The organism is Kitasatospora sp. MY 5-36, from assembly GCF_001182915.1.
Lineage (GTDB): Bacteria > Actinomycetota > Actinomycetes > Streptomycetales > Streptomycetaceae > Kitasatospora.
This window is the reverse complement of sequence record NZ_LFVW01000027.1, coordinates 1-20,739: the sequence shown is the minus strand read 5'-3', so window position 1 is coordinate 20,739 and position 20,739 is coordinate 1. Positions and strand designations below refer to the sequence as shown.

The window sequence follows — 20,739 nt, the reverse complement described above, 5'->3', positions numbered from 1 at the left end:
CGGGGGAGTGGCGCGGGCCCGGGCTGTCCGGCCTCCCGGCCCGACGCGGCCGCCTCCTCGACGGGCGGCGGCGCCGCCCCGAGCGTCTCGATCCGTTCGAACGGCCCCGGCAGGCGCGGCCGGACGCGGACGGTGTCCCCGCCGGGGCCGCCCTTCGCGACCAGGCGGTCGAAGTAGTCAGGCATCTGCGCACAGCTCCAGGTAGTAGCGGCGCCGCAGCGGGCTGAGCGCCAGGACCTCCGGCTCGCTCCAGCCGTAGGCGGTGGCCAGCAGGTGGACGTCGAGCAGGGTCGCGCGGGCCCAGGCGTCCAGCTCCTCCCAGAGGTGGGAGGCGATGTCCAGTTCGGCGAGGGCCTGCCGGCCGCAGTCGGGGCAGCCGAGGTTCAGCCGGACGTCCGCGCAGGGGTCGGCCGCGGCGGCGGCCTCGGCCACCTGCCGCTGGACCGGCTCGGGGAGCCGCCGGGCGGGCACCGGCTCCCCGTCGTGCTCGGCGCTCAGGACGCACCGCTCCAGCAGGACGGTCCTGGCCTCGCCCGCGGGGGCCTGTTCGGCGGCGGCCAGGTCGCCGGTGGTGGGCAGCCGGAAGCCGACCCGCCAGCCGTCCGACTCCACCCGCAGCGGCCCGGCGGCCGGTCGACCGGCACCGACCACCTGTCCGGCGTCGAAGTCGAACTCCATCTCCTCGGCGCACCCCGGGCAGCCCACCCGTACGGTGAGCTGTTCGCCGAACAACTCGCCGCGCAGGCCGAACAGTTCGGCGTCCCGCTCGCCGACCGGTACGGCCAGCAGCTCCTCCGGCCCGGCGGCGGGCCGGGCGACGGCGTGCAGCAGCAGGGCCCGCCCGCTGCGGCCGGCCGCCACCCCGGCCTCCCAGGTGGCCAACAGGGCCGCCTCCCCCGCGAGTTCCATCGCGCTCAGGCCCCTCAGGCCGGCTGCTGGAACGAGGGCTCTTCCGGCTCGGGCGTCTCCTCGTCCCGTTCCCAGCCCTCGACCTCCAGCTTGAGGCTCTGGATGGCCACCGCGTTGGCGTTGGCGTCCAGTTCGCCCAGCACCTGGTACTCGCTCGGCCAGGCGCGGTACAGCTTGTGGGCGACCGCCACCTGGCCGGCCTCGTTGAGCACCTGGATCACCAGGTCCTTGCGGAAGTCCCGGAGCGAGACCTCCGCCCCGCGGCCCGCGCCGACCATCCAGACCTTGTTGGCCCAGCGGTCGAACTCCGGGTCGTGGGTGACCCCGCGCTCCAGGGTGACCGCCTCGAAGTCGGTGCGGCCCGGCGACTTGCGCGGCGCGCTCGGATCGCCCCCGCTGCGGTGCTTCACCACCTCGGTGGTGCGCTTGAGCGGGCTGATCTTGCTGATTCCGGCGACGACCCGTCCGTCCCAGACGACCAGGAACTTGAAGTTCTTGTACGGATCGAACCGGTGCGGATTGACGGTGAACTCGACCATGGAGATCCTAAACCTCGAACTGTCCGGCGAGTTGCTCGATTTTGACGATCACGAATTCCGCGGGCTTGAGCGGCGCGAACCCGACCACGACGTTCACCACGCCGCGGTTGACGTCGTCCTGGGTGGTGGTGTCCCGGTCGCACTTGACGAAGTAGGCCGAGCGCGCGGACGTGCCCTGGAACGCGCCCTGCTGGAACAGCGAGTGCAGGAACGTGCCCACGTTCAGCCGGATCTGCGCCCACAGCCGCTCGTCGTTGGGCTCGAACACGACCCACTTCGTGCCGCGGTAGAGGCTCTCCTCCAGCATCAGCGCGAGGCGCCGCACCGGCACGTACTTCCACTGCGAGCCGAGCACGTCGGCGCCGGCCAGGGTCCTGGCCCCCCACACCACGGGGCCCACCACGGGGAACGTCCGCAGGCAGTTCACCGCGAGCGGGTTCAGCAGGCCGTTCTCCCGGTCCGTCATCGGGACGGTCAGGGCGCGCACCCCGGGCAGGCCGGCCTCCGTGCCCGCCGGGGCCTTCCACACGCCCCGCTGGCCGTCGGTGCGCGCGATCACCCCGGCGACGGTGCCGGACGGCGGGAAGGCGCGCAGCCGCCCGGTGAGCGGGTCGACCAGCTCCAGGTGCGGGAAGTACAGCGCCGCGTGGTCGCCGCGCACCGAGTCGAAGGCGGACAGGCCGGCCCGGGCGGCGTCCAGCGTCGTCCACGCCTGCGGCGAGTCGACGATCAGGAACATCCGCTTCTCCACGCAGAGCGCCTGGGCGGCCGAGACCACCGTGACGGCGTCGTCCACGTCGGCGTAGCCGGCCAGTTCGGGCAGCACCAGCAGGTTGACGTCCTGCACGTCGCGCAGCGCCTGGATGCCGGTCTTGCCCGCCTCGCTGCCGATCAGGTCGGTCAGCCCGGGGGCCCCGCCGTCCTGGCCGCCGGCGAGGGCGAAGACCGGCGGGCTGACCGAGCCCTCCAGGCCGAGGTTGTTGGCCGCCTCGCCGAGGAAGCGGACCACGTCGGCCGGGTCGGTGGAGCCGGCGACGGCCTGGAGCTGCCGGCCGAACGCCGTCACCCGGGTGCCCGCGAAGACCCGCCTGCCCGGGGCGTCGGGCAGCGCGCGGAGCTTGCGTTCGAGCAGCAGGGCGAGCTCGGTGACGGTGGTCGGCGCGGCGCCGTCCACGGCCGGGTCGTAGATCCTGACCGTCCGCGTCACGTCGCCGATCTTCACCTGGACCTCGTGGGTGAGGTCGGGCAGGGTGGCCGCGAACGGCTTGGACACGGTGCCCACCGGGTCCGGCCGGCTCGCCGCCCGGACCTTCACCCGGACCACCGCCGAGCCGCTGTTCACCACCGTCTCGGCGAACCGGGGGCTGCCGTCCTGGACCGACAGGTCCGCGAAGGACTCCCGGACCGCGCCCGAGGTGTCGAACACCTGGAGGTTGAACGTGTCGCCGGGCGTGGGCGTCCGGTAGTCCACGGCGACCCGCAGCGTCCCGCCCCAGAGCCCCGGCTCGACGGCCGTGACGTCCAGGACCGGGGTCGCGGTGGAGGTCTGCGTCGAGGTGAGCGTGGCGGCCGCGGCGGCGCCGGTGCCGGCCGCCGCGACCCGGACGACGACCGCGACCGAGCCCCCGTTCAGGAAGAACTGCTGGACGGCGTAGCTGACCGGGCTCTGCGCCGCGAGTCCGCCGAAACGGCGCTCGAAGTCCGCGAAGCTGGTGAGGGTGACCGGCTGGTCGAGCGGGCCGCGCCGGGTGGCCCCGACGAAGGCGGTCACCGAGGTGCTCACCGCGGTGATGGTACGGACGCTGCTGGGAAGTTCTTCGATGTAGACGCCGGGGTAGGTCGGTATCGTCGGCAAATTCCCCCTCCGTTCACTTCGTGCATCAAGGGACCGATGGTGCCCGATGCAGTGGTGGCAGGCTCAGTTTCATAATCGGGTGACTATTCGTCAAGACCTGAACTGAGAAACTTAATTGTATTACTGCGCCTATTTCGTGGGGTTGCGGAGCAGGGAATTCCGCAACCCCGGGTCGGTCTCCCGTCCGGCCGGTCAGCCGCCTTCGGGCAGGTTCCGGTAGTCGGGGCGGGTGGTCGTCGGCGGCGTGGGCGGCTCGGTCGCCGTCGGTGCGGCCGGTGTGGTGGCCGCCGTGGTCGGCGTGGCCGCTACCGGCTTGGCGGCCGCCGGCGGGGTGGCCGCCGGCGGCTGGTAGGACGGCGGCCTGGCGGCCCCCAGGAACCAGCCCCAGGCCGCGCCGAACCGGTGCTCCAGGAAGCGGAACACCGCGTAGTAGGCCGTACCGAAGCCGGTGACCAGGGCGGAGGTGACGGAGGCGTTGTCCAGGTGGAGGCCGAGCCGCGCCGCCTGCACCGCCAGGAACGCCACGATGTAGGGCACACAGGTGCGCCACAGGGACAGGGCGATTTGGTACATCGATCCTCCTCGGACGACGTCGGCCGGTGACTGCGGAACAGCTGGCGACCACGGATCAGTTGGCGACCGCGGATCGGCCGGTGGCCGTGGATCAGCCGGTGGCCGTCGATCAGCCGGTGACCGTGAAGCCGTGCGCCTGGCCGAGCCGCGTCAGCGAGTCGATGCCGGGAATGCCGTCCGCCTGCTGCCCGCTGTACCCGTACCGGCGCTGCAGGGCGGCGTAGGCGTCGATGGTGCTGGTGCCGAACGAGCCGTCGACCCACTGCCCGTCGAGCAGCCCCTCGGCGCGGAGCGCCTGCTCCACCGTGTACACGTCGTCCGGGTACGTGGTGGCGCCCTGGGCCGCGTCCGGGTCCTGGCGGGCGGCCGCGACCACCCGGGACTTCGACACCTCGGCCAGCGGGACCGCCCCGCCCAGCAGCCGGCGCAGCGAGGCCTCGCCGGGCACGCCGTCCGCGTCCCCGCCCGAGTACCCCAGACTGCGCTGGTAGTCGGCGTAGTTGAGGGTGTCGGCGTCGGTCCAGTCCGGGCCGGGGCCCTGGGTGTAGTGCGAGCCGAAGTTCGCCGCCACCAGCGCCTCGCCGACGATGGTGACCTGCGGACCGTGCGCGCCGTAGCCGTACGACAGGCCGCCGACGCTGTTCTGGTAGCGGGCCGGCGTCGGGTCGGGCTGCGGCGCGGGCTGGGACGGCGGGGTGACCACCGTCCCGGACGGGCGCGGCGCACCGGACCGCACCCAGGCGTACAGCGCCGGGCCGGGGCAGTCGGTCGAGTAGCCGTCCTGGTGCCCCTTGATCTCCGGGCCCGCCGGGCCCTGCTGCTCGCAGTACTCGATCGCGTCCCGCAGCCCGTTGAGCTGCTCCGGGGTCGGCTCCGTCGACCCGGAGGAGCCGACCAGCCCGCACACCGCGTAGTGGGCCTCGTTGAGCGGGACGTCGCCGTTGGCGCTGTTGCGCCGGTTCAGGCCGCGGCCCTCGTACACGAAGCCGTGCTCGCAGACCACGAAGCTGTAGCCGATGTCCGACCAGCCGTCGTCGTTCATGTGCGAGGCCTGGAGGCGCCGCACGTAGGCCGGGCAGGTGTCGTGGGTGTCGAAGGCGTACCGGGTGCCCAGGTAGTGCACCTTCACCCCCGCGCGCGCACCGGCGTACGGGATCGAACCGTTGGGCTCGCGCCATGCCCGCGCGCCCCACTGGTCCCGGCTCACCAGCTGCAGCCCCGGCCAGTCGGGCACCGAGGGCGTGGGATTCGGCGTCGGCGTCGGCGCGGGCGTGTCGGGGGCCGGGGCCTGGCCGCTGCCGGCCCACGCCCTCAACTCGTCCAGCGAGCCGTTGAAGACGTCCGCGTCGAGCGGGTCGTCGCTGTACTGGTGGAAGCGCCAGGAGGCCTGGACGCGCGGCGAACCCGGGGACACGTAGTCCGCGATCCACAGGAAGTCGCCCGCGTTGTCGTCCGTCCGGAACCAGTAGTCCCGGTTGGTGTAGAGCCCGACCAGGTGGTCCGGGTAGCGCTGCTTGACCGCCGCCAGCCACTGGTTCTTCGCCGCGGTCGCGTCGCCGTCGGCGACGGACTGCCCGTACGGCTCGAAGTCCAGCACCAGCAGCTCGCCCGCGGGCACCTGCCCGACGACCCGGCAGAAGTGCTCGATCTCGCCGTCGACCGGGTTCTCCGCGTGCAGGAAGTGGTAGTGCCCGACCACCAGTCCCCGCCCCCGGGCGTCCGCCAGCTTGTCGGTGTACCCCGACTGACCGGTGCGGCCGCCCTCGGTGGCCTTGATGAAGACGAACTCCGCGTCCCCCGGAATGCCCGACTGGAAGTCGGAGACGTCATAACCCTTCGCGTATGCCATCAGGAAGCTCCCCCTTCGCGCCGATGGCAGCTACGGCCGACCCGCCCGGGCCCGAGCCCGGGACGCGACGCCGACCGGAGCGTCATGCCCACCTCACCGTACCCCCCGGTATGCGTCAACTCCCTTGAAATACAAGGGATCTGCGCACTTTCGCCGCATCCGGGAGTGGGCCGTTCCGGGCAATATGCCACTGGCACTGGAGGGTCGTACGCCCTGTCCTGCCCCGGTGTGCCGCCGAGGCCGCCGGGGCCGCCGGATCCGTCGGCCGGCTCCGATCGGGGTGCGCGGGGAGGGTGCGCGAGGAGTGCGCGCGCCCTCCTGAGGTCGTACAGGAATCAATGATTCCGGAAATGCTCGATCGCTCACCAAGCACCGGTCACCCCTTGTTGTGACCTTTACCACAGCTTGATGCGGCGGGGCGGATTCCCCTATCGGATTCCCGTGGCCGGATCGTTCCATGATGGCCTGATGTGACATGACCATTCGTCAAACATTGAAATCGAATGGCAATGTGGGCGCCGTCGTACCGACCCTTCTGCACCAGGTGTACTGATCGTGTACACGACGAAGAATGGCTGAACTGTGCGCATGACCCGTTCGGATCGCAACGACGCGACCACGCGGCCCCGCCTCGCCGGCGAAAAGCTCACCCTGGAGGAGTTCTCCGAGCTCGCCGGCCAGGTCGGGGGCTATCCCTATGTGAAAGTCGTACTCGACCGCGACGAGTCGGTGCTCCACTTCATCGACAGCGCCGACGGCACCCTCCACGTCCGCTACATCGCGTGCGAGATCCTCGGCATGTCGATCGACGAACTGGCGCGCGGACTCGATTCGTTCAATGACGACGTGTACCGGAATCCCGACCGTCGCTTCTATCTCGGCACCCTCGCCCGCCACACCCGCCGCGCCGCGGAAAACGGCGAGGCCGACACCTTCCTGTCCCTGGAAACCGTCGACGTCGACACCATGTCCCAGGACATGCTCCGGTTCTTCTACCACCGGGTGCGCGAGCACATCGACCCCTCGCTGCCGCTCGTCCTCAAGCCGGCCGGCCACGAGCAGGAGGGCTATCTCGCCCGCATACCGGAGACCGAGATACCGCGCGTCCTGTCCCACGAGCTCTACTCCGCGGCCTCCTACGTACCGCTGAACGCCGGGACCGCCCACGGTCGGCTGCGCGTGTTCGGCTCGGAGGAGGAGTACCGGGCCGACCCCGAGCCGCTGGAGTGGCACGACATCGTGGTGATGCCCCGGGTGCCCGAGGACATCCCCCGGGTCTCCGGCATCATCCACACCGAGCACACCACACCGCTCTCCCACATCAACGTGATGGCCGCCGGATGGCGCATCCCCAACGCCGTCGGCGTCGAAGCCGTCGAGCGCATCGACCGCGCCGGGCTGCACGACCGATGTTGGGTGCACTACCGCGTCGAAGCCGACGGCGGAGAGATCCTCCTCGAAGCCGCCCGGCCCGGCGACCGCGAGGAAGCCCCGCCGACCCCGCCGGCCGACCGCGTCGCCGTGGACCTGCCCGACCTCACGCCCACGCCGGTCACCCCGTTGTCCGCACTGCGCGAAGGGGACCACGTCCGGTTCGGCACCAAGGCCGCCAACCTCGGCGAACTCACCCACCTGCTCCAGCACGGCTCACCGCGCTGGCTCGGCTTCTACAGCGTGCCCCGGCCGCCCCGGGACAACCTGCTGCGCTACCTCGCCCGGCAACTCGGCCTCCCGGAGGACGCGGACACGGCCGAACTGGACGCCGCCGCGCAGCTCCTGGTGAAGGAGTACGCCCACGTGCCGCGCGGCATCGTGCTGCCGTTCTCCCTCCAGCAGCGCTTCCTCGACTCCTCGGCGGAGCTCCGCACCGCCGTCGACCGGCTGGACTCCGCCCTCCGGGACGGGACTTCGCTCCACGAGGGGAGGCGGATCGAGGAACGCATCGAGGAGCGCATCGAGGCCCTCTGCCTCGAAGCCCAGCGGCTGATCCGCGACACCCCGCTGCCCGACCCGATCCGCACCGAGATCGACCGGGCGATCGACCGGCACCTGTACGGCGCCCGCGTCCAGGTCGTCCGCAGCTCCTCCAACGCCGAGGACCTGGCCGGCTTCTCCGCCGCCGGACTCTACGAATCGGTGGCCGACGCCAGCGGCACGGACGCCGTCCTCGACGCGGTCCGCGAGGTCTGGGCCTCGCTGTTCTCACCCCGCGCGGTCCTGCTGCGCCGCCAGGCGGGCATCCCCCTGGACCACTGCCGGATGGCCGTGATCGTCCAGGAACAGGTCGGAGCCACCGTCGGCGGCGTCCTGGTCACCTGCAACCCGCTGAGCCCGCAGGACTTCCGCAACGTCTACCTCAACATCTCGCCGCGCTCCGTGACCGACGTGGTCTCCGGCCGGGGCGCCCCGCTCCAGTACCTGTGCAACACCATGGAAGGCGGCAGCCGCACCGTCTCGCTCGGCACCGCCGCCACCGACCTGGACGCCGGGACCAAGGACCTCGTACGCCGACTGGCCCTGATCAGCAGGCTGTTGCAGTCGCACTTCTCGCCCGACGAGACGTACGCAACCCCGGTCGACATCGAGTGGGCGATCGAGGGCGACCAGATCAGCCTGCTGCAGCTGCGGCCCTTCCACACCGCCGGCTGACATCGTCGGCTGATATCGCCGGAACACCGCACGGGCCCGCGCACGAGCGCGCCCGTGTGCCCCTCCGCGCCCTTTCCCGTGGCCGCCCACGAGTGAACTTCCCTCAGGAGCAAGTACGTTGAACCGGATTCTGTACGTCTACGTCAAGGGCGGCGCCCCGCTGGAGTACGCCTTCCCGCGCATCGCCGCCTGCGGGGAGCTGCACGTCCTCGCACTGGCGCCGCTGCCCGCGTCCGGGGAGGACGTGTGGCGGCCCAGCTGCACCAGCATCGAGCTGGTGCCCGAGGCGCCGCGCGGGGACGACCTGGTCGAGCTGATCGTCGAGTACGCGAAGGCCATCGGAGCCGACGCGGTGCTGACCCTCTCGGAGTTCGCGGTCCTGGCCGTCGCCCAGGCCGCGATCCGCCTCAACCTGGCCGGCCCCGGCGAGGGGATCGTCCGCGCCAGGGACAAGCGGCTGATGCGCGAGGCCTGGGCCGCCGCCGGGGTCCCGATACCCGCGTTCCGCCGGGTCGACAGCCTCGCCGACCTGGACACCGCGCTGGCCGAGTTCACACCCCCGCTGCTGCTCAAGCCGGCCTGGGGCGCCGGGTCGGTCGCCCAGATCGTGCTGGACAAGCCCGAGGACGCCGCCCCGGCGTGGGCCGAGATCGAGCGCGGACTCCAGGCCGGAAGCCGGGTCGGCATGAACGAGCTGTACGCCGCCGCCACCGACCACGACCGCCTCGTCGAGGAGATCGCCCAGGGCTCCACCGAGGGCTGGTACGAGGAGCCCGGCTACGGCGACTACGTCAGCGTGGAGGGGATCGTCGCGGACGGCGTCTACCGCCCCCTGGCCATCACCGCCAAGCTGCCGACCGTACCGTCCTTCGTCGAGGTGGCCAGTACCTCGCCCTCCGTCATGACGGTGCCGGTCCAGCGCCGGATCGAGGAGGTCTCCCGACAGGCCGTCGACGCGCTCGGGCTGGAGAACTGCGGCACCCACACCGAGCTGAAGCTGATGAAGGACGGCGAACTGGTCGTCATCGAGACCGCGGCCAGGTTCGGCGGCCTGCTCACCACCAGGCAGGTCCACGAGGTCTTCGGACTCGACCCGATCGGCATGCTGGTCCGCCAACTGCTCGGCGAGCGCGTCGACTACCCCGAGGCCATGCCCACCACCGGTACCCGGGCCGCCGCGTCACTGGCCGTCGTCCCGGCCGACGCCTCGGGCGTGCCCTGGCAGAGCACCCCGCTCTGGAACCCGCAGGCCGTCGAATGGCAGAGCCTGCTCTCCCCGGGCAGCACCATCGAAGCCGTCCCCGCCTTCGCGATGCCCGCCGGCCGGCCCGTCCCCGCCTTCGACCCGTCCGCCGGCTCGCGCAACTGGCTCGGGGTCTACCTGCTCAGCGCCGTCGACGCCGCCACCCTGCAGCGCGACTGCAACGCCGTGCTGAACGGCATGGAAGCCGCCCTGCACCGGGCCGCCTCCTGACGCCCCTCCTGTTTTTCCTCCCTCCTCCCTCCGCCTCCCTTCCCTTCCCTTCCCTTCCACCGAGGTTCCATCATGCGTGTACTGTTCGCCGGCGCACCCGGCCTGGGCCACCTCTTCCCGCTGGTCCCACTGGCCAGGGCGATGCGCGAGCTCGGCCACGAGGTCGCGGTGGCCTCGATGGACGGCGGCGAAGGGGTCGCCGCGTCCGGGCTGCCGTACCTGCCCATCGCGCCCGGGGTCGACTGGCGCAAGGAGATCAGGGAGGCCGGCCGCACCCGGCGGCCCGACCTGATGCGGCGGGTGGTCGAGAGCAACTCGGCCGACCGCGAGGCCTTCGTCCCGCTGGCCGCCCACGTCAACAGCCAGGTCGCCGACGAGACGGTCGAACTCGCCGCGCAGTGGCGGCCGGACCTGGTGGTGTACGAGTACCAGTTCCCGGTGGCCCTGCTCGCGGCGACCCGCCTCGGCGTGCCCGCCGTCCAGCACGACCTCGGATTCGCCCGCACCCCGAAGCTGCGCGCGCTGATGCTCGCCGAAATGGCGGACACCTTCGCCCGGCACGGAATCGACCGGCTGCCCGACCCGGCGGACACCATCGACCTCGCGCCGCCCAGCATGGCCGGCGACGAGCGGTACGGCTCCTCGATGCGGCCCGTCGCCTACAACGGCGAAGGCGACGTCCCCGCCGAGCTGGCCGCACCCGCCCACCGCCCGCGCGTGGCGGTGACGCTGGGCACCGTCCCGCCCAAGACCGACGGTCTCACCAGGATCGAGCGGGTCATCGCGGCAGCCGCCGACATCGACGCCGAGTTCGTCCTCGCCACCGGCGAACTCGACCTCGGTACGCTCGGCAGCCTGCCGGACAACGTCCGCCCGTACGGCTGGGTCCCGTGGCGGGCCCTGCTGTCGACCTGCGCCGCCGCCATCCACCACGGCGGCAGCAGCACCGCCCTCGGCGCACTCGACGCGGGCATCCCCCAGCTGGTCCTGCCCGACGGCTCCGACCGCTTCATCACCGCGGCCGCCGTCCACCAGCGCGGAGCCGGCCTCAGCGCGACCGCCGAGGAGATCACCCCGGCCCTGCTCCACCGCCTCCTCACCGACGACACCCTGACCCGCGCCGCCCGCGAGGTCAGCACCGAAATCGCGGCGATGCCCAGCCCGACCACCGTGGCGGAGCACCTCACCACCCTCACCCACCCCACCCCCTGAGCCACCCCACTCGGCAACTCTCGAGGGCCTGCCCCGAGATCCCCACACCAGTTGGCCGCCGTGCGACAGGGGCCCACTCGGTCAGCACCGAGACGCCACAATGAGAGCCCCCCGGCACGCGCCGGGGGGCTCCCTTCTGCGCGGGCCTACCATGCAGGGGAGCAACCCCCGCAGCGCGGGGCCGACCTGCTGTACGGCGCTGCGGACTGGGAACTGGGGGAACAACCCCCGCGAGCGCGGGGCCGACGGCCGGCACCACTCCGCGACCTGGTGGTGGCAGGAGCAACCCCCGCGAGCGCGGGGCCGACGCGCGGCGCTGGAGCCGCTCGGTGATGAGCTGGGAGCAACCCCCGCGAGCGCGGGGCCGACCCCTGTCCCCACCCCGAGCACCTCGCCTCCGAGGAGCAACCCCCGCGAGCGCGGGGCCGACGCCAAGAGCGCGATCAACGCCGTGATCGACCTGGAGCAACCCCCGCGAGCGCGGGGCCGACGCCCGTCCGGACGAGCCTGGGATCGGTCGAGGAGAGCAACCCCCGCGAGCGCGGGGCCGACGGCCTGTACTTCCTCAACAACGGCTTCCGCGAGGAGCAACCCCCGCGAGTGCGGGGCCGACTCCGCCGCGCTGCGCATGAACGGCGTCCTGGCGGAGCAACCCCCGCGAGCGCGGGGCCGACTCCACGTCCGGGCTGGTCTGGCGGAGCTTGGAGGAGCAACCCCCGCGAGCGCGGGGCCGACGGGGTGGGGGCGGCATTGGGTCCGCCGCCATGGGAGCAACCCCCACGAGCGCGGGGCCGACCTGGCTCATGAACTCGCAGAACCGGAACAGCCGGAGCAACCCCCGCGAGCGCGGGGCCGACCGGGCGACACCGAAGGCCTGTGACCCGGCGCCGCGAGCAACCCCCGCGAGCGCGGGGCCGACCGAACCTCGCCCATCTCACCGACCGAGGTCCTGGAGTAACCCCCGCGAGCGCGGGGCCGACCGCTGGTCCGCCGACCCGGACGCCTGGGGCTGGGAGCAATCCCCGCGAGCGCGGGGCCGACCACCCCGGCGCCGACCCGGGCGCACTGTACTCGGAGCAATCCCCGCGAGCACGGGGCCGACTTGCCCGGGGGCAGGGCGATGACGGTGAACAGGGAGCAATCCCCGCGAGCGCGGGGCCGACCTTGCCGGAGTCGATCCACTGGCGAATGGTCTGGAGCAATCCCCGCGAGCGCGGGGCCGACTGGCTGCGCCGCTACAACACCGAGCACCCCCCGGAGCAATCCCCGCGAGCGCGGGGCCGACGTCGGCGACGGCAACACCCAGACCGTCCAGCCCGAGCAATCCCCGCGAGCGCGGGGCCGACCGCGGCTTGCCCGCGCCGGCAAACTCAGCCCCGGAGCAATCCCCGCGAGCGCGGGGCCGACGCGGCGCCCGCCTGCTCCTCCCAGTGGGCGTAGGAGCAATCCCCGCGAGCGCGGGGCCGACCATCCGGTAGAAGGCGGCACGGGACATGCCGAGGAGCAATCCCCGCGAGCGCGGGGCCGACCTCTGGCCGCCGTTCACGGTGCCGAGGTTGATGGAGCAATCCCCGCGAGCGCGGGGCCGACAAGGCGTCCACGGCGGGGGCGGTGTCCAGGCGGGAGCAATCCCCGCGAGCGCGGGGCCGACCCCGGGGATACCGGCGCCCGGTGCCGCCTGGGAGAGCAATCCCCGCGAGCGCGGGGCCGACCGTCCACCGCCGGTGAAGCGGGCGTGCACCAGGGAGCAATCCCCGCGAGCGCGGGGCCGACATCAACTGAATGGAACAAAGGAGGGGCACGCCGGAGCAATCCCCGCGAGCGCGGGGCCGACGGCAACGGCTCGCACACGGAGATCGTCACCGGGGAGCAATCCCCGCGAGCGCGGGGCCGACACTTCCTGACCTGCGGTGATCTGCGTCAACTGGCGCTGGTTGATTCAGTTCGATTCGGTTGGCTTCCCAGAGCAGACCTCATGCGCCGATCGTTGTCTATTTGTGAATTCAGGGTGGATTGTCAGTGCCTCGATCTACGCTCCGAAGCGTACTCGGGCATGGAGGTCGAGGCATGGTCGATGACCGCTGGCAGTGGTACCAGGCGGCAGCAGCACCACCCTTGGCACACTCGATGCGGGCATCCCCCAGCTGGTCCTGCCCGACGGCTCCGACCGCTTCATCACCGCGGCCGCCGTCCACCAGCGCGGAGCCGGCCTCAGCGCGACCGCCGAGGAGATCACCCCGGCCCTGCTCCACCGCCTCCTCTCCGACGACACCCTGACCCGCGCCGCCCGCGAGGTCAGCACCGAAATCGCGGCGATGCCCTGCCCGACCACCGTGGCGTCTCACCTCACCACCCTCGCCCACCCCACCACCTGAGCCACCCCACCCTGCAACTCCCGAGAGCCTGCACCGAGATCCCCACACCAGTTGGCCGCCGTGAGACAGGGCCCACTCGGTCAGCACCGAGACGCCACAATGAGAGCCCCCCGGCACGCGCCGGGGGGCTCCCTTCTGCGCGGGCCTACCATGCAGGGGAGCAACCCCGCGAACGCGGGGCCGACCTGGGCGGCATACAGGACGGGCCCGCAGCCTCGGAGCAACCCCCGCGAGCGCGGGGCTGACGCCACCGAGACATCCCACACCATCACCGGGAAGGAGCAACCCCCGCGAGCGCGGGGCCGACCGGCGTGGCCGGCCGCCAGTCGTTCGTCAGGGAGGAGCAACCCCCGCGAGCGCGGGGCCGACACGTCTACCTCGATCTCCCCTTCGCCGCCCATGGAGCAACCCCCGCGAGCGCGGGGCCGACTTCCCGGTGATGACCTGCTCGGAGAAGAAGGTGGAGCAACCCCCGCGAGCGCGGGGCCGACTGCGACGTGAACTCCCGGCCTTGCGCGTCCGTCTCCAGACCGACGGCGGCCACCAGGAGCAACCCCCGCGAGCGCGGGGCCGACCCGGGCGGCGAGGTGGTAGTCAGGCGGAGGGTGGAGCAACCCCCGCGAGCGCGGGGCCGACGCGTCGTCGAACGCCGGCTCGCCGCCGCCGAGGCGCGAGCAATCCCCGCGAGCGCGAGGCCGACGCGGACGCGCTGTAGCCCACGGAGGCCTGCTGGGAGCAACCCCCGCGAGCGCGGGGCCGACCGGCTGAGCGCCCGTCACCTGTACGGGAAGCAGGAGCAACCCCCGCGAGCGCGGGGCCGACGGTTGGCTTATGCAACCCGGCACCGATTTTCCGGGAGCAATCCCCGCGAGCGCGGGGCCGACGGTTGGAGACGCTTGAGGCGGTCGGAGAGGACCGAGCAATCCCCGCGAGCGCGGGGCCGACAAGTCGTTCCGGGGCCGGAGGCCCGTCCACACGGAGCAATCCCCGCGAGCGCGGGGCCGACCCTCATCGGCCGGATCGGGGAGGGCGCCTGATGGAGCAATCCCCGCGAGCGCGGGGCCGACACTTCCTGACCTGCGGTGATCTGCGTCAACTGGCGCTGGTTGATTCAGTTCGATTCGGTTGGCTTCCCAGAGCAGACCTCATGCGCCGATCGTTGTCTCTTCGTGAATTCAGGGTGGATTGTCAGTGCCTCGATCTACGCTCCGAAGCGTACTCGGGCATGGAGGTCGAGGCATGGTCGATGACCGCTGGCAGTGGTACCAGGCGGCAGCAGCACCACCCTTGGCACACTCGATGCGGGCATCCCCCAGCTGGTCCTGCCCGACGGCTCCGACCGCTTCATCACCGCGGCCGCCGTCCACCAGCGCGGAGCCGGCCTCAGCGCGACCGCCGAGGAGATCACCCCGGCCCTGCTCCACCGCCTCCTCACCGACGACACCCTGACCCGCGCCGCCCGCGAGGTCAGCACCGAAATCGCGGCGATGCCCAGCCCGACCACCGTGGCGGAGCACCTCACCACCCTCACCCACCCCACCCCCTGAGCCACCCCGCCCGGCACCGGGCGCCGACCGATCCGGGGCCCACCGCCCGTCGCCGGACGGTCCGTCAGACCCGCCCCAGGTGCAGCGGCAGGTGGTTCAGCTCCCAGCCGACCGGGCGGTCGCCGGGGATCAGGGTGCCGGGGTCCGCCGCGAGTGACAGTCCGGGGTAGCGGTCGAGGAGCCGCCCGAAGGCGATGGCCGCTTCCAGCCTGGCCAGCACCGCGCCCAGGCAGAAGTGGATGCCGTACCCGAACGAGAGGTGGTGGTCGGCCTGGGCGGCCCGCTTCCGGGTCAGGTCGAGCCGCTTGGCGCGGTCGTGGTGCCGCAGGTCGAGGTTGGCGGCGTCGAGGTGGGGGTGGACGGCCTCACCCCTGCGGATGTGCACGCCCCGCAGGACGAGGTCGCGGTCGGCGTACCGCAGGCGCGCGGAGGGCACCGGGCCGCACCAGCGCAGCAGTTCCTCGACGGCGTGCGGTAGCAGCGTGCGGTCCCGGCGCAGCAGGGCGAGCTGGTCGGGGTGGGTGAGCAGGGCCAGGGTGCCGTTGGCGATCAGGTGGGCGGTGGTCTCGTGGCCGGCCAGGACGAGGATGAGGGTCATGCTGACCATCTCGTCCTCGCTCATCGCCGCGTTGGAGGGGCCGCTGTCCGGGCCGCTGTCCGGGCCGACGTCCGCGCTGTCGTCTCGCGCCTGGAGCATCCCGCTGATGAGGTCGCTGCCGGGCTCCGCGCGGCGGCGGTCGATCAGCTCCCGGACATGCCGGACCAGGGCGGGTGTCGCCGTCCGCAGCCGTTCGGTGTGGCCGGCCGTCAGGTTCCGGCTCCAGTCGGACCAGAGGCGCCGGTCGGGCTCCGGGACGCCGACCAGTTCGCAGATCACGGCGACCGGCAGCGGGTAGGCGAAGTGCTCGACGAGGTCGACGACGCCGAACTCGTCACGGTGGTCGGGCAGTTCGTCGAGCAGCCGGTCGGTGATCAGCTCGATCGACGGGGCGAGGAGCTGGATGCGGCGGGCGGTGAACTCGCGGGACACCAGCCGGCGCAGGCGGGTGTGGCGCGGGGGGTCCAAGTCGACGATGGCGTTGAGGAAGTAGTGGTGCGTCTCCGGCGGCAGCCCGAGCGCGGTCAGGCCGGCGATGCGCGGGTCGGGGGAGCCGTCGGTGGCGAGGGTGGAGGGTGCGCTGGTCAGGCGGGGGTTGGTGAGGACATCGCGGACCTCGGCGAAGCCGGACGCCACCCAGCCCATGGACCCGTCGGGCATCCGGCTCTCGCGGACCGGACACCCGCCGGCGTGCTCGGCGAGTACGGGTGCGGGTGCAGGTACCGGCGTTGGTACGGGTGCCGGCGGTGCTACCGCCTGGTCGTTCGGCATCGTGCGTCGTCCCTTTCCGGGCCGGCCCGGTGCCCCGGGCATTTGGTCGGACCTCTGAGGCGGTCGGACATCTCTGCGGCGGAGGCTTCCCGGGAGGCGAAGGACGTCCAGGGCCCGGGCCCGCCGGCCGCTCACAGGTGAAGCGGGAGGCGGGTGAGGCGGCGGCCCACGCCCGGCACGTGGACGCGTTCCAGCCGGTCCGGGGCGACGGCCAGCCGGAGGCCGGGGAACCGGGCGGTCAGTGCGCCGAGCAGGACCTGCGTCTCAAGGCGGACGAGGGCGGCGCCGAGGCAGAAGTGGGCGCCGTGGCCGAGGGCGACGTGGTCGTCCTGTGCGTCCTGGTAGCGGGTGATGTCGAACCGGTCGGCGTCGGGGTGGTACCGGCGGTCGCGGTTGGCACCGAGGAGCGAGAGGACGACGGCCTCGCCGACCCGGATACGGGTGCCGTGCAGGTCGATGTCCTGGGCGGCGAAGCGCGGCCGGGTCGCCGGGACGGAGCCGCCCCAGCGCAGCAGCTCCGTCACGGCTGAGGGGAGCAGGGCAGGGTCGTCGCGCAGCAGGTCCAGCTGGTCGGGGTGGGCGAGCAGGGCGGCGAGGCCGTTGGCGAGGAAGTAGGCGGTGTTCTCGTAGCCGACGTTGGTCACCAGCATCGTCATCGTGACGATGTCCCGCTCCGGGAGGGGAGGTTCACCGTCCGGGGAGGGCGTCACCATCGCGCTGATGAGGTCGTCGCCGGGGGTGCGCCGACGCTCCTCGATCAGCGCGAGCACGTGGTCCACGAGGGCGGGCGCGGAGTCGCGGACGAGGTCGGTGTCCAGGCCGTTGAGGTCGTCCGCCCAACGGCGCCACAGCGGGCGGTCCTGCTCGGGAACGCCCACCATCTCGCAGATCACCGTGATCGAGAGGGGGAAGGCGACCTCCTCGATGAAGTCGACGCTGCCGTCGGCGGCCGCCCGTCCGGGCAGTTCGCTCAGGAGCCGGTCGGTGATCTGCTCCACCCGGGGCCGCAACGCGTGGATGCGGCGCGCGGTGAAGTGCGGTGCGACCGCCTTGCGCAGCCGGGTGTGGTCGGCCGCGTCGAGGTCCAGCAGGGCGCGCAGCAGGTACTGGTTCATCCGCTCCGGCAGGCCGAGCCACCGGATCTGCGCCATGCGGGGGTCCTCGCCGGTGAACCCCGGCACGGAGAGCGGGGACTGCACCAGCCGCGGGTCCCCGAGCCCCGCCCGGACATCGTCGAACCGGGTGATCATCCACGCCGGCAGCCCGCCGGGCAGGGTGATCCGCACGACGGGCGCCTGCTCCCGCAGCCCGCCGAGCACGTCCTCGGGCAGCTTCGGGCACTGCGGATCAAAGATCAACGGGCAGGAGGACAGCCCGCGCTGGCCGGGTGCGTCGGAGTCACCGTCGGAAACCTCGCGCGGATTCGCCGGGCTGGTCGTCATGACGCACCCCACTCTGTGAACGCACTGCTCATGCCCCTGCAACTCCGACCCGCCGGAATCGGTCACGGCCTCGTCCCCCGCAGGTGTGACGCCTGGACACCGCCTTGCCCGCGCCGGCCGAAGCCCGCCGCGGAGTCCGGACGAATTCCCCCCACCGCCACGACGGACCGGGGCCGCCGGCCGCAACGCACCTACGCCACCACCGACCTCGGCGCGACCGCCGAGCAGATCACCCCGACCCTGTGCCACCGTCTCCTCGCCGACGACGACCTGACCCGCGCCACCCGCGAGCTCAGCACCGCAATCGCAGCGATGCCCCGCCCGACCGCCGTGGCGTCGCACCTCGCCACCCTCGCCCACCGCCGCACCTGAGCCCCCCCGCACCCCGCCCCACCGGCCAGGCCCACCCGCACGGCGCCGAGCGCCGCCCGTACGAACCCCGTTCCGCGCGGATGTCGCCCGGCCCCGACACGCGCTCTCGACCGGCAGCTTCCGAGAGCCTGCACCGCGACCTCTACACCCGCCTGCCGACGCACGCCGAAGACTTCCTTCTACGAGTGCCTGTAAGGCCAGGGAGCAACCCGCGCGAGCGCGGGGCCGACCAGGCGGTCGGTGGTGGTGGTGAACATCGGTCGGAGCAGCCCCCGCGAGCGCGGGGCCGACGGTCCTTGGGGGGTGGGTGGTCAGAACAGCGGGAGCAACCCCCGCGAGCGCGGAGCCGACGACGCGGCGGCGTGCTCGTCCGCCTTCTCGACGGAGCAACCCCCGCGAGCGCGGGGCCGACCAGCGTGCGGACCTCGGCGGCGGTCATGACGCGGAGCAACCCCCGCGAGCGCGGGGCCGACGAACAGCCCCAGCCGCACAGCGGGTGGCTCGGGGAGCAACCCCCGCGAGCGCGGGGCCGACTCCAACCGCGAACCCCTCAGCTACACCCCCAGGAGCAACCCCCGCGAGCGCGGGGCCGACGCCATGTAGTCCTCGTGCGGCAGGGTCATTGGGGAGCAACCCCCGCGAGCGCGGGGCCGACATCAGGAACAGCAGGGTGATGGTCGCGGCACCGGAGCAACCCCCGCGAGCGCGGGGCCGACGTCTCGACATAGAACTGCGGTCCGCCCGACCGGGAGCAACCCCCGCGAGCGCGGGGCCGACTGGTTCCCTCCCGTTCCACTCTCGTTCTTCTGGGAGCAACCCCCGCGAGCGCGGGGCCGACCAGTAGGGGACGTGGTCGGGATCCACGGTGATCGAGCAACCCCCGCGAGCGCGGGGCCGACTACAGCGCGTCCGCGACGGTCACCGTCGCCGCGGAGCAACCCCCGCGAGCGCGGGGCCGACCTCCTGGGCGAGCCGGAAGTCGCGCACCGCCTGGAGCAACCCTCGCGAGCGCGGGGCCGACGAGCCGCTGGTCCGCCACGCCTTGATCTCGACGGAGCAACCCCCGCGAGCGCGGGGCCGACGCCAGCTCGCGGATCTGCGGGAGAGCGGACCCCGAGCAACCCCCGCGAGCGCGGGGCCGACCAGCAGCCACGCCGCTTCCCGGTGGGCGTGTCGGAGCAACCCCCGCGAGCGCGGGGCCGACCTCGCGATACGAGGCAGCCACGGCGGTCACCTCGAGCAACCCCCGCGAGCGCGGGGCCGACGCGGCCGGAGTGCCGAAGGCCTCGACGTAGCGGGAGCAACCCCCGCGAGCGCGGGGCCGACTGCCGAGACGGGACTGGCCGGCCAGGTCGACCGGAGCAACCTCCGCGAGCGCGGGGCCGACTGGTCATCCGCGACGCCTGAGAGCGGGTCCTCCGAGCAACCCCCGCGAGCGCGGGGCCGACCCGCCGGAGTCGCTCTCGTAGTACTGCTCGATGGAGCAACCCCCGCGAGCGCGGGGCCGACGAGCTCCACGTACTCGCCGGGCTGCAGCTGCAGGAGCAACCCCCGCGAGCGCGGGGCCGACCTCGGGATCCAGCCTGGCCCGGACGAGCGCCTGGAGCAAGCCCCGCGAGCGCGGGGCCGACTTTGCCCGGCCCGCCTCGATGCCGCGCTGGCTGGAGCAACCCCCGCGAGCGCGGGGCCGACGGGATGAGGACGCCCAGGATCCGGTCGAAGCCGGAGCAACCCCCGCGAGCGCGGGGCCGACTGGGCGGCGCGCTGTTCACCCCGCCCCGCACGGGAGCAACCCCCGCGAGCGCGGGGCCGACCGGCAGGCCGAGGTGGCCTCCGCCGTGTCCGTGGAGCAACCCCCGCGAGCGCGGGGCCGACTGCGCCGGGGTACCGAGGGCGTAGAACTCCGCCGAGCAACCCCCGCGAGCGCGGGGCCGACAAGCTGTCGCGCGGCGAGCGACGGAAGGAGCAACCCCCGCGAGCGCGGGGCCGACGCGTTTTAAGATTCACCTAAGGGAAGGAGTCCTGAGCAACCCCCGCGAGCGCGGGGCCGACAGGGCGGCGGCGGCCTGCGCGGGGATGACGCCGGAGCAACCCCCGCGAGCGCGGGGCCGACGTCGAAGCCCCCTGATGGGGCTGGTCGTTGGGGGAGCAACCCCCGCGAGCGCGGGGCCGACACGACGTCCGAGCCCAGGCCGTAGAACTCGCTCGAGCAACCCCCGCGAGCGCGGGGCCGACGAGGCCCCCTCGGCCACGGCCGCCGCCGAGGCGGAGCAACCCCCGCGAGCGCGGGGCCGACCGGAAGGCCCCGGTCTCGTCGGCGGGGGCACTGGAGCAACCCCCGCGAGCGCGGGGCCGACCCGAGCGTGCTGTACCGGCGGGTCTGCCGCCTGGAGCAACCCCCGCGAGCGCGGGGCCGACGAACGCCGGCGCCCTGAACCTGAAGCTGTCGACGGAGCAACCCCCGCGAGCGCGGGGCCGACTGGTCCAGCACGTGCTCGGCGTCCGCCAGCCGGGAGCAACCCCCGCGAGCGCGGGGCCGACTGCGCACCCGGGTGCGCACCCGCTACCAGCTGA

Annotated in this window: 13 protein-coding genes, 1 pseudogene and 2 CRISPR repeat arrays; of the genes and pseudogenes, 6 read left to right on the top strand and 8 right to left on the bottom strand. The window is 73.0% G+C overall.

Annotated elements, in window-relative coordinates:
- The 6 genes and pseudogenes from AE652_RS02265 to AE652_RS02240 all read right to left on the bottom strand — a co-directional run.
- Positions 1–185, bottom strand: a pseudogene (locus AE652_RS02265) (hypothetical protein); the annotation flags it as partial.
- The gene (locus AE652_RS02260; RefSeq protein ID WP_049649366.1) at positions 178–909 is read right to left on the bottom strand and encodes a hypothetical protein; all 732 of its coding nucleotides are present in this window, start codon (positions 907–909) and stop codon (positions 178–180) included. The pseudogene AE652_RS02265 and the gene AE652_RS02260, both read right to left, overlap by 8 nt.
- A gap of 14 nt (positions 910–923) precedes the next feature.
- A complete protein-coding gene (locus AE652_RS02255) occupies positions 924–1,448 on the bottom strand; it encodes a phage tail protein (RefSeq protein WP_049649365.1) in 525 nt (174 codons plus the stop codon).
- Positions 1,449–1,455: 7 nt separating this feature from the next.
- Entirely contained in the window at positions 1,456–3,303 is a 1,848-nt protein-coding gene (locus AE652_RS02250) for a phage tail sheath C-terminal domain-containing protein (RefSeq protein WP_049649364.1), read from the bottom strand.
- 192 nt (positions 3,304–3,495) lie between these two features.
- On the bottom strand, positions 3,496–3,876 hold the full coding sequence (locus tag AE652_RS47800) for a hypothetical protein (RefSeq protein ID WP_234348186.1): 381 nt from the start codon (positions 3,874–3,876) through the stop codon (positions 3,496–3,498).
- A 109-nt stretch (positions 3,877–3,985) separates the two neighbouring features.
- Complete coding sequence (locus AE652_RS02240; RefSeq protein WP_049649363.1) at positions 3,986–5,725, bottom strand: peptidoglycan-binding protein; 1,740 nt, start codon at positions 5,723–5,725, stop codon at positions 3,986–3,988.
- A gap of 588 nt (positions 5,726–6,313) precedes the next feature.
- On the opposite strand from AE652_RS02240, the gene AE652_RS02235 reads away from it, so the two are divergent.
- The 5 genes from AE652_RS02235 (at position 6,314) to AE652_RS02215 (ending at position 14,982) form a co-directional block, all read left to right on the top strand.
- Positions 6,314–8,374: a PEP/pyruvate-binding domain-containing protein gene (locus AE652_RS02235; RefSeq protein WP_049649362.1), complete on the top strand. Its 2,061-nt coding sequence runs from the start codon at positions 6,314–6,316 to the stop codon at positions 8,372–8,374.
- A gap of 118 nt (positions 8,375–8,492) precedes the next feature.
- A complete protein-coding gene (locus tag AE652_RS02230; RefSeq protein ID WP_049649361.1) occupies positions 8,493–9,848 on the top strand; it encodes an acetyl-CoA carboxylase biotin carboxylase subunit family protein in 1,356 nt (451 codons plus the stop codon).
- 72 nt (positions 9,849–9,920) lie between these two features.
- On the top strand, positions 9,921–11,060 hold the full coding sequence (locus AE652_RS02225; protein WP_049649360.1) for a nucleotide disphospho-sugar-binding domain-containing protein: 1,140 nt from the start codon (positions 9,921–9,923) through the stop codon (positions 11,058–11,060).
- Positions 11,061–13,147: 2,087 nt separating this feature from the next.
- Positions 13,148–13,435, top strand: a complete 288-nt coding sequence (locus tag AE652_RS02220) for a glycosyltransferase (RefSeq protein WP_049649359.1) — start codon at positions 13,148–13,150, stop codon at positions 13,433–13,435.
- A 164-nt stretch (positions 13,436–13,599) separates the two neighbouring features.
- Positions 13,600–14,502: direct repeats of the CRISPR family, unit length 21 nt; unit sequence CCCCGCGAGCGCGGGGCCGAC.
- Between the two features lie 192 nt (positions 14,503–14,694).
- Entirely contained in the window at positions 14,695–14,982 is a 288-nt protein-coding gene (locus tag AE652_RS02215) for a glycosyltransferase (protein WP_049649358.1), read from the top strand.
- Positions 14,983–15,046: 64 nt separating this feature from the next.
- Here the strand turns inward: AE652_RS02215 and AE652_RS02210 are convergent, their stop codons facing one another.
- Both AE652_RS02210 and AE652_RS02205 read right to left on the bottom strand, forming a co-directional pair.
- Positions 15,047–16,240 carry a cytochrome P450 gene (locus tag AE652_RS02210; RefSeq protein ID WP_159028322.1) on the bottom strand — a complete coding sequence of 398 codons (1,194 nt, stop codon included), beginning with the start codon at positions 16,238–16,240 and terminating at the stop codon, positions 15,047–15,049.
- A 242-nt stretch (positions 16,241–16,482) separates the two neighbouring features.
- Entirely contained in the window at positions 16,483–17,793 is a 1,311-nt protein-coding gene (locus AE652_RS02205; protein ID WP_049649357.1) for a cytochrome P450, read from the bottom strand.
- Between the two features lie 30 nt (positions 17,794–17,823).
- On the opposite strand from AE652_RS02205, the gene AE652_RS02200 reads away from it, so the two are divergent.
- Positions 17,824–18,165, top strand: coding sequence for a hypothetical protein (locus AE652_RS02200; RefSeq protein WP_159028321.1), 342 nt, complete (start codon positions 17,824–17,826; stop codon positions 18,163–18,165).
- 201 nt (positions 18,166–18,366) lie between these two features.
- Positions 18,367–20,706: a CRISPR direct-repeat array (repeat unit 28 nt; unit sequence GAGCAACCCCCGCGAGCGCGGGGCCGAC).
- Between the last annotated feature and the right edge of the window lie 33 nt (positions 20,707–20,739).

Coding starts and splice junctions, on each gene's coding strand:
- AE652_RS02260 (WP_049649366.1), bottom strand. CDS start 909: ATGGAACTCGCGGGGGAGGCGGCCCTGTTGGCCACCTGGGAGGCCGGG.
- AE652_RS02255 (WP_049649365.1), bottom strand. CDS start 1,448: ATGGTCGAGTTCACCGTCAATCCGCACCGGTTCGATCCGTACAAGAAC.
- AE652_RS47800 (WP_234348186.1), bottom strand. CDS start 3,876: ATGTACCAAATCGCCCTGTCCCTGTGGCGCACCTGTGTGCCCTACATC.
- AE652_RS02240 (WP_049649363.1), bottom strand. CDS start 5,725: ATGGCATACGCGAAGGGTTATGACGTCTCCGACTTCCAGTCGGGCATT.
- AE652_RS02235 (WP_049649362.1), top strand. CDS start 6,314: ATGACCCGTTCGGATCGCAACGACGCGACCACGCGGCCCCGCCTCGCC.
- AE652_RS02225 (WP_049649360.1), top strand. CDS start 9,921: ATGCGTGTACTGTTCGCCGGCGCACCCGGCCTGGGCCACCTCTTCCCG.
- AE652_RS02210 (WP_159028322.1), bottom strand. CDS start 16,240: ATGCCCGACGGGTCCATGGGCTGGGTGGCGTCCGGCTTCGCCGAGGTC.
- AE652_RS02205 (WP_049649357.1), bottom strand. CDS start 17,793: ATGACGACCAGCCCGGCGAATCCGCGCGAGGTTTCCGACGGTGACTCC.
- AE652_RS02200 (WP_159028321.1), top strand. CDS start 17,824: ATGCCCCTGCAACTCCGACCCGCCGGAATCGGTCACGGCCTCGTCCCC.